The sequence below is a fragment of the Carboxylicivirga sp. genome, from assembly GCF_982718395.1.
The window spans coordinates 28843-37072 of record NZ_CEXQWX010000049.1; the positions used below are offsets into that span (position 1 = coordinate 28843).

6 protein-coding genes are annotated in these 8230 nt (G+C 37.0%); 5 read left to right on the forward strand and 1 reads right to left on the reverse strand.

Translation table 11 applies throughout. From position 1 onward, the window contains the following. Positions 1-19 precede the first annotated feature (19 nt). The 5 genes from AC4MRQ_RS11145 (at position 20) to AC4MRQ_RS11165 (ending at position 7120) form a co-directional block, all read left to right on the forward strand. Complete coding sequence (locus tag AC4MRQ_RS11145) at positions 20-1003, forward strand: 3-hydroxyacyl-CoA dehydrogenase family protein (protein WP_491197754.1); 984 nt, start codon at positions 20-22, stop codon at positions 1001-1003. A 62-nt stretch (positions 1004-1065) separates the two neighbouring features. Continuing rightward, positions 1066-2283: an acetate/propionate family kinase gene (locus tag AC4MRQ_RS11150; protein ID WP_491197755.1), complete on the forward strand. Its 1218-nt coding sequence runs from the start codon at positions 1066-1068 to the stop codon at positions 2281-2283. A 32-nt stretch (positions 2284-2315) separates the two neighbouring features. Further along, positions 2316-3212 (forward strand): bifunctional enoyl-CoA hydratase/phosphate acetyltransferase, encoded by an 897-nt coding sequence (locus AC4MRQ_RS11155; protein ID WP_491197756.1) that lies wholly within the window; start codon positions 2316-2318, stop codon positions 3210-3212. A 124-nt stretch (positions 3213-3336) separates the two neighbouring features. Next, on the forward strand, positions 3337-4413 hold the full coding sequence (gene buk / locus AC4MRQ_RS11160) for a butyrate kinase (protein ID WP_491197757.1): 1077 nt from the start codon (positions 3337-3339) through the stop codon (positions 4411-4413). A gap of 571 nt (positions 4414-4984) precedes the next feature. Next, entirely contained in the window at positions 4985-7120 is a 2136-nt protein-coding gene (locus AC4MRQ_RS11165) for a T9SS type A sorting domain-containing protein (protein ID WP_491197758.1), read from the forward strand. Position 7121: 1 nt separating this feature from the next. Here the strand turns inward: AC4MRQ_RS11165 and AC4MRQ_RS11170 are convergent, their stop codons facing one another. Continuing rightward, positions 7122-8090: a DUF4465 domain-containing protein gene (locus AC4MRQ_RS11170; protein ID WP_491197759.1), complete on the reverse strand. Its 969-nt coding sequence runs from the start codon at positions 8088-8090 to the stop codon at positions 7122-7124. Positions 8091-8230: the final 140 nt, after the last annotated feature.

Below are 8230 nucleotides of genomic sequence, written 5' to 3' on the forward strand. Positions count from 1 at the left end.
GGAATAAAAAAACGGATAAATGGCTGAAATTCTTGTAGAACCTATTGAGCAATATGCTTTAGGTCAGAAGAAAAAAGGGAAAACATTGTTTTCAAAAGTTGGTGTTGTAGGATGTGGAAAAGAAGGGCAAAGTATCGCCCGCATCGCCAGCTGGCATGGAATGGAAGTTGTTTTCATTGAGCTTAACGAGGAGAAAATTTCACAAGCTCTGGATAACATAGGAAAGGAATTAGATAGTCGTATTGAAAACTGGGGATTAACCGGTAGTGAGAAACGCGCTATTATGAGTCGAATTAAAGGATCGACTGACTTTAATGATTTAGCTGATTGCGATTTTGTAATTGAAGCAATCAGAGCCGATGATAAAACTGGTGTACGTAGCATTGATGCACGTAAAGAAGTTTTCAGAAAGGTTGAAGAGGTTGTGAGTCGGGATGCCATTATCGCAACAAACGCAACTACAATAGTTGTAACGGAGTTGGCCTCTGAATTACAGTTCCGTGAAAGGTGTGCCAGCCTGCACTTCTTTGTAACATCTCCTGAAGCACGTATCATAGAAGTTGTGAAAGGTTTATATACCTCTGATGAAGTGTACGAACGTGTTTGTACATTCGTTAAGCTTATAAATCGCGATGTTATTCCAGTTGAAGAGTCGGCAGGTATTGTTAGTGTTCGCCTTTATGTAACACTACTTAATGAAGCTTGTGCTACTTTAATGGAAGGTGTTGCAACGATGCGCAATATTGATAAAACAATGGAAATTGGTTTAGGTATGCGCCTTGGACCTTTTAAGGCAGCTGATGTTATTGGTTTAGATAAAGTGGTTCGTTGGATGGAAAATCTGCATGAAGAATTTGGTAATCAAAAGTTTGCTCCATCGCCGTTAGTTAGACGATTAGTAAGAGCAAAGCGATTGGGGTGCCATGTAGGAGTAGGATTTTATCGTTATGATCAGGATGGTAATATCCTGGAGGATGAAACAATCCTTGGTAAAAAAGCCTAATTCACAAAGTAAGAAACATTAACGAACATGATGGTGGAAGCATCATCAAAAAGAAATTTGAAATGAAGATTTTAGTTTTGAACTGCGGAAGTTCATCCATTAAATATCAATTGTTCAACATGACCAATGAAGATTGGGGTGTGTTGGCAGCAGGTGTAGTAGAAAAAATCGGTTTAAAGGGATCTTTTTTAAAACACCAGAAGGAAGATAATGAGAAGGTGTTGTTAGAAGGTGAAATTTTGGATCATCAGACAGGTATTGATTACATTTTAGGAGTACTTGTGAGCGAACGACACGGTTGTATTGAATCTCTTGAAGAAATTGATGCAGTTGGTCACCGTGTGGTGCACGGAGGTGAGGAGTTTAACTCGAGTGTATTCATTACAAATGATGTGGTTAGAAAAATGGAAGAATGTATCGATTTGGCACCACTCCATAATCCTCCAAACTTAAAAGGTATTGAGGCTATTACACAGTTATTGCCAAGTGTACCTCAGTGTGGTGTTTTTGATACAGCATTCCACCAAACAATGCCGAAAGAAGCATACATGTATGCTATTCCGCAGTCATTATACAAAAAATATGGTATCAGACGGTATGGATTCCACGGAACTAGTCATCGCTATGTTTCAAAACGAGCATGTGAGATTCTTGGTGTAGATTATAATACTCAGAAAATCATTTCTTGTCATTTAGGTAATGGTGCTTCAATCTGTGCAATCAAAAATGGTGAGTCAGTTGATACATCAATGGGTTTCACACCACTTGAAGGTTTGGTTATGGGAACTCGTGCCGGTGATCTGGATTTGGGCGCTGTTACATATATCATGGACAAGGAGTTGATTGGAACCCGCTCAGCCAGTGTGTTGTTTAACAAACACAGTGGAATGCTAGGTTTAACTGGTATTTCATCCGATATGCGTGAAATTGAAAGTGCAGCAGCAGAAGGCCATGATGGAGCTCAGTTAGGGCTTCAAATTTATGATTATCGTATAAAGAAATACATTGGTTCATATGCAGCAGCGATGGGTGGTGTTGATATCATTATTTTCACTGGAGGAATTGGTGAGAATGGGGATAGTACACGAGCTGGAGTTTGTGAAGGCCTTGAGTTTATTGGCATTGAAGTTGATCCAAATATTAACAAAGGCTTACGTGGTGAAGAGAAGGTGATTAGTCCTGAGGGTAATAAAACCAAAGTAATGGTTGTACCAACTAACGAAGAGCTTGTAATTGCATTGGATACCAAAGAGATTGTTGAAGAATTGGCAAACCGTTAATAGGCACACTAAATCTTTAGATTCAATATAAAATGTTTAAATCCTTATCAGATCTTCAAAAGCTTATTGAGAAAAATAAGGTTAAGAAGAAACTAGCTCTTGCAGTTTCGCAAGATGCACACTCATTAGAGGCTGTTCATACAGCCTTTAAAGCAGGCATTATTGATCCTATCTTAATTGGTTCTCGACCTGATACTGAGCGTATCATTGAGGAAAAAGGATTCAGTTTTGATGGTGCTACTTTTATTCATGAACCTGATGATGTTAAGTCTGTAGAATTGGCTGTGCGAATGGTGCACGATCATAAGGCAGACATCTTAATGAAAGGTAAAGTGGCAACTCCGGTTTTATTAAAAGGAGTTTTGAACAAAGAATGGGGATTGCGCACGGGTAGTTTGCTTTCTCACTTTGCTTTGTTTGAAGTGGATACTTACCACAAACTGATTGGCGTTACCGATGTGGCAATGAATATTGCACCTAATTTAAAGGACAAGATTGGCATTGTTAATAATTCAGTTGGATACATGAATAAAATGGGTATTGCGAAACCAAAAGTTGCTGTACTTGGTGCCATTGAGATGGTAAATGAAAGTATGGAAGCTACGCTTGATGCTGCCTTATTATCAAAAATGAACCAACGCGATCAGATTAAGAATTGTATCATCGACGGACCTTTAGCTTTTGATAATGCAGTCAGCTTTGAGAGTGCCAAACATAAGGGTATTAAGAGTGAGGTAGCAGGTGATACTGACTTGTTGTTAATGCCTGATATTGAAGTGGGTAATGTACTTTATAAAACATTGGTATTCTTTGCTAAAGCAAAAGTTGCTTCAGTTATTTTAGGAGCTTCAGCACCGATTGTACTTACATCGCGTAGTGATTCAGAAGAATCTAAATACAATAGTATCTTATTAGCCGCAATGGGTTAATTTATTTCACCTGATCTGGGGAGCAGATCAGGTGATTATTTTTTTGACCTTAGAGATAAATACTATCAAGCATAGAAATACAAAGATATTTTGTGAAAAATCCCAATTAATTTAAGAACAAGCTATGGACAAGAAGAAAATCCTTGTTATCAATCCTGGTTCTACATCAACCAAAATTGCTGTTTACTGCAGCGAGAAATCAGTCTTTCTTAAAACTCTCAGGCATTCGACTGAAGAGATTGGACGTTTTGAGAATATTGCGTCACAGTTTGAGTTTAGAAAAGAAACCATTATCAAAGAGCTACTTGAAGCAGATATTGAAATAGATGATTTTGATGCGATAGTAGGTCGGGGTGGAATGGTAAAGCCAATTGCTTCAGGTGTTTATGAAGTAAATGAAGCATTGAAGGCTGATTTAAGAAAGGGAGTACTTGGTCAACATGCCAGTAACCTTGGTGGCTTAATCGCAGATGATATGGCCAAGAACATTGAAGGTGCACGAGCTTTTATAGCTGATCCAGTGGTAGTTGATGAGCTGCAAGATGTGGCTCGCGTTACAGGTCACCCGGATATGCCGCGTCGTTCAATTTTTCATGCGTTAAACCAAAAGGCTGTCGCTAAGAGATTTGCCAAGGAAATTGAGAAAAACTACGAGGATATTAATGTGATAGTAGGCCACTTGGGTGGTGGTATTTCAGTTGGAGCTCACCTTCAGGGTAAAGTAGTCGATGTGAATAATGCTTTGGATGGGTATGGTCCATTTTCTCCGGAGCGTGCCGGAACATTACCGACGGGTGCTTTAATCGATGCTTGCTTTAGCGGTAAGTATACTTACGAGGAAATGCGTAAGTTCGTTAATGGAAAAGGCGGTTTGGTTGCACATTTAGGAACCAATCAAGCTCATGAAGTTGAGAAAAAAGCTGCAGAAGGAGATCCTCATTACAAGTTAGTTCATTCTGCAATGGCTTATCAGATTGGTAAAACCATTGGTGGTTGTGCGGCAGTGCTAAAAGGAGAAGTAGATGGTATTATTATTACTGGAGGTATTGCATACGACAAGATTTTGGTAGAATACCTAAAAGATATGGTAGGATGGCTTGCACCCGTTAAAGTTTATCCTGGAGAGGATGAAATGTGGGCTTTAGCTGAAAATGGTTTGGCAGTTCTAAATGGTGAAGTTGAATGTAAAACCTACGAGTAATTGATAGGTTTTGAGTCAAATTATATAGATCCCGTTCAGACAGAACGGGATTTTTTTTATCTTTCCTGCTTAACAACTATTGATGAAAGGAATTATGCATATTATTTGGTTATTGGTGCGGCTATTATCATCATTGTTTAATATTCTGGCGCAAAAAACTAATATACCTGGTGTCATATTATTAATTGTTCGGGGTATGTTGCCAAAGAGCTATTAGAGGTAGAATTTATAGTTGAGGAGTGGTATTTACCTTTGGAAGTATTTCGGATTAATGACTTTAAATTAGGCATCCTTTTACTCACTATTGTTGTTATTAATTTAATTAATGGCATGGGCTTTGGTATTTGAAAGTTTTAGAAAAGTAGGAAGAATGAAATAGTATATTTCTTTTATTGGAGCAGTCGATCGTGGTAAAGCATTAATGTTGATGAATAAAAAACTGATAAAGGGCCAACTTGTAAGGGAGATAAACGTAACTGACAATAACGTAACTTTTTTATGTAGTTAGAGTATGGTAAGGATGATGAATTATCTATTGTGTATATTGTTTCTGTTATCAACAACTCTTTGTTTGGGACAGATTTCGCATGAGGGAACACCCGTTGAATGGGGACATAAACCTGCGGTGTTAAATTTAGAATTGCAACAACGCCCTATCGTTGCGCCTTTAAAAGCGTACGAACTGTCAGATAAGTTGCCTTTGCGCTTTGCTGAACCAATATATACATCATTGACTCCTCAAAACTCAGGTCAATGGATAAAGTTAGGAAAACAACATATTTGGCGCTTAGCAATTAAGTCAGAAGGGGCTAAAAGTATTAACCTGATATTTGATCGCTTTCATTTAAAACATGGTGACAAATTATTTGTATATAACCCTGATAAAACACACGTTTTGGGAGCTTTCACAAATAAAAACAACAATCCTTCAAAGCTTTTCTCAATAGCTCCTGTTTTAGGAGATGAAATCATAATTGAATTGCAAACTAATGCTTCACCTTACGATCAGCATGAGCTATTAATAAGTGCAGTTAATCATGATTATCTTGGTATAGTTGATTATTTAAAGCGATCCATTGATTTTAATGACTCGGGTTCGTGTAATGTCAATGTAAAATGTGGAACTTACAATAGTGAAGAAATTAACAGATCCGTTTGCAAGATTATTGTTGATGGAAGTATGCTTTGTTCGGGCACTCTCTTGAATAATACGTTCGAAAATGGGAAACCATACTTTCTTACAGCAGCACATTGTTTTGATGATTTTGATATCAGTTCTGGTTCCATTAGTGCTCAGAATATTATATTCTATTTTAATTTTGATTCACCTACCTGTGAACCCACATCAATGGGGATTGTTGATCAGACGATTTCCGGAGCCGATGTAGTCGCATTTGTTGAAGATATGGATTTTGCATTGTTGGAAATGAATAAAATGCCTCCTGAAAGTTACAATCCATATTGGGCTGGTTGGAAAAGAGATGTAAGTATCACCAATAAGGTTTTTGGAGTTCATCATCCGCAAGGAGATGTTAAAAAGGTGTCTGTCTCAAAGAACGACCCTATATCAACAACCTTTAATCATACTAAATTTAAAGGTGATGGTTCAAAAGTTGTGTTCCGTAGTGATGTTCACTGGAAGATAAGTGAGTGGGAAAGTGGAGTTACAGAAGGCGGGTCATCAGGAAGTGGATTATTCACAGAAGATCAGTTTCTAATTGGGAGTTTATCTGGAGGTGAAGCCTATTGTGGTAATCCTTTCAATGACTATTATACGCGTTTAAACAAAGCCTGGGATTTAAATAGCAATGAAGATGAACAATTGGCGGCTTGGCTTGACAGGGCAGGAATAGATTCCAATAAGCAAGATGGGATCGATTTCTATAGCAACAAAGAGGTGTTAACACATTATAGCCAGGTGAACGATGATTTATTAATTAATAGGGGCGAAAGCTTCTTTGGAACTTATTCGGGGCATAACAGTCTTGGTTATGACGGATATGCTGAATTGTATGATGAGTACAGTTCTGTAAAAATTGCAGGAGTTTATCTATCGCCAACCCAAGTTGATTCGGAAAGTAATGACCAATCTTTTAATATTAAAATCTGGAACGACCTTGATGGTAAACCTAATCAGGTAAAAGGAGAAATTGATGACATTAAGTTGAATAAAATATCTACTGCAAAGCAACTTTTTACATTTGAGGAGCCATTAGAGCTAGAAGGGGCTTTTTATGTTGGAGTAGAATTAAGTTATTCATCAGAACCAGTCGATACATTAGCGATTTACCAGGTTGAACCTTCGGGGCAAGTACTAACTAAAAATTCTGCATTTATTCGTGATAATGGTGTTTGGTATGCTTATAATGAGTTACATCCGTCTGGTGAGAATGGATCATATTTAATTGAACTTTTAGCCTATGAAGATTATGTTCCTACTGATACCGGTGATATCGATAATGAGCGATATGTTGTAAAAGTTCTCAACAATCCAGTTAGAAATGGAATGATTGAGTTTACTTCGAATATTAGCGAACCTACTAAAGTTGAAGTATATGGTTTAAATGGCAGCAAGTTACGTGAGCACCAAATATTGAATTCGCAAAGTGGTTCATTTAATGTACAAGGCTTACCAGGAGGGATTTATCTGCTTAAATTCTCAACATCCAATACATCAATTGTTAAGAAAGTTTTCGTTCTCGAATAAATTATTCAATAACTTTTAAGTTGTCTAAACAAAAATACATCGGTAGTTCAAACTCAGGATCGTCATCACGTGATGATGTTAGTTTAAATTCTAACTGATGCACAAGACCAAGTTCTGTTAAACTGATGGTGTTCCAATCGGCAATAATGTATTTATCCTGGGTTTGCTCCGGGCGATAATCGGCTAACAGGAATTCAACCGGACCCGAAATTTGCGAACCAGACTCATCTAAGCCATTTATACTTAATTTAAAAAAGTCTTTTCCTTCTTTTTTATTGAATCCTCCTGACATGTATATATAACTTCGAGTGCAGTTATTGACTGCTATGCTTTTTACCTTGTGCGCTTCATTATCATTAAAACTAATGTTATTGGATTTATCTTCTACTTGCTTAAAGATCGTGAAGTTATCCGATTCATCAGCTCCGCTTGTGCTGTAAACACTAAATTCGCCTTTTGTTTCAGAGTCACTTGTACTTGCTAGTTCACTAATTGCAAAACCATTCCATCCATCAGTACTTTCGTCTATATATTCACAAGGGTATTGAATATATTTAAATAAATGGAAGCCATTTTCCGGTTGATTGAAATAACCATCATCATTAAAGTTATCAAACTCTTCAAAGGTATTGATATCCAATGAATGGACTGTAATGTCCATTGTGTCATCGCCATAGGGGGTTTCTACAGCAAAGGTTAGAATATATTTACCTAACTCACGATTTTCAAATGTATAATCTTTCTCACCATTATTGTCAATCTCATTGCCGTCTTCAAACCAACTATATAAAGAGTTTATATCGTATGTTATTTTGGGTTCAATTATTTCAACACTATCAGTATCAAAATCAAAACCTCCCTCGGGTATTTGAAGAAATATTTCAGGCGGTGGAATGATTTTTTCTTCATTCTCGCAAGCTGAAATAAAAATCATCAGGATTAGTAATGATAGGAATATATATTTGAGCATATTATTTTAATTTAAAATGATGGTCAAGAAAACCAGGTATCTGGTCAGCTCCAATTCGTTTTGCGAGTATTTTTTTATCCTTGTCTAAAATATAAATTACTGGCGTACTATAGATATCGTATTGATTCCTGAAATTACTT

Coding starts and splice junctions, on each gene's coding strand:
- buk (WP_491197757.1), top strand. CDS start 3,337: ATGGACAAGAAGAAAATCCTTGTTATCAATCCTGGTTCTACATCAACC.
- AC4MRQ_RS11155 (WP_491197756.1), top strand. CDS start 2,316: ATGTTTAAATCCTTATCAGATCTTCAAAAGCTTATTGAGAAAAATAAG.
- AC4MRQ_RS11170 (WP_491197759.1), bottom strand. CDS start 8,090: ATGCTCAAATATATATTCCTATCATTACTAATCCTGATGATTTTTATT.
- AC4MRQ_RS11150 (WP_491197755.1), top strand. CDS start 1,066: ATGAAGATTTTAGTTTTGAACTGCGGAAGTTCATCCATTAAATATCAA.
- AC4MRQ_RS11145 (WP_491197754.1), top strand. CDS start 20: ATGGCTGAAATTCTTGTAGAACCTATTGAGCAATATGCTTTAGGTCAG.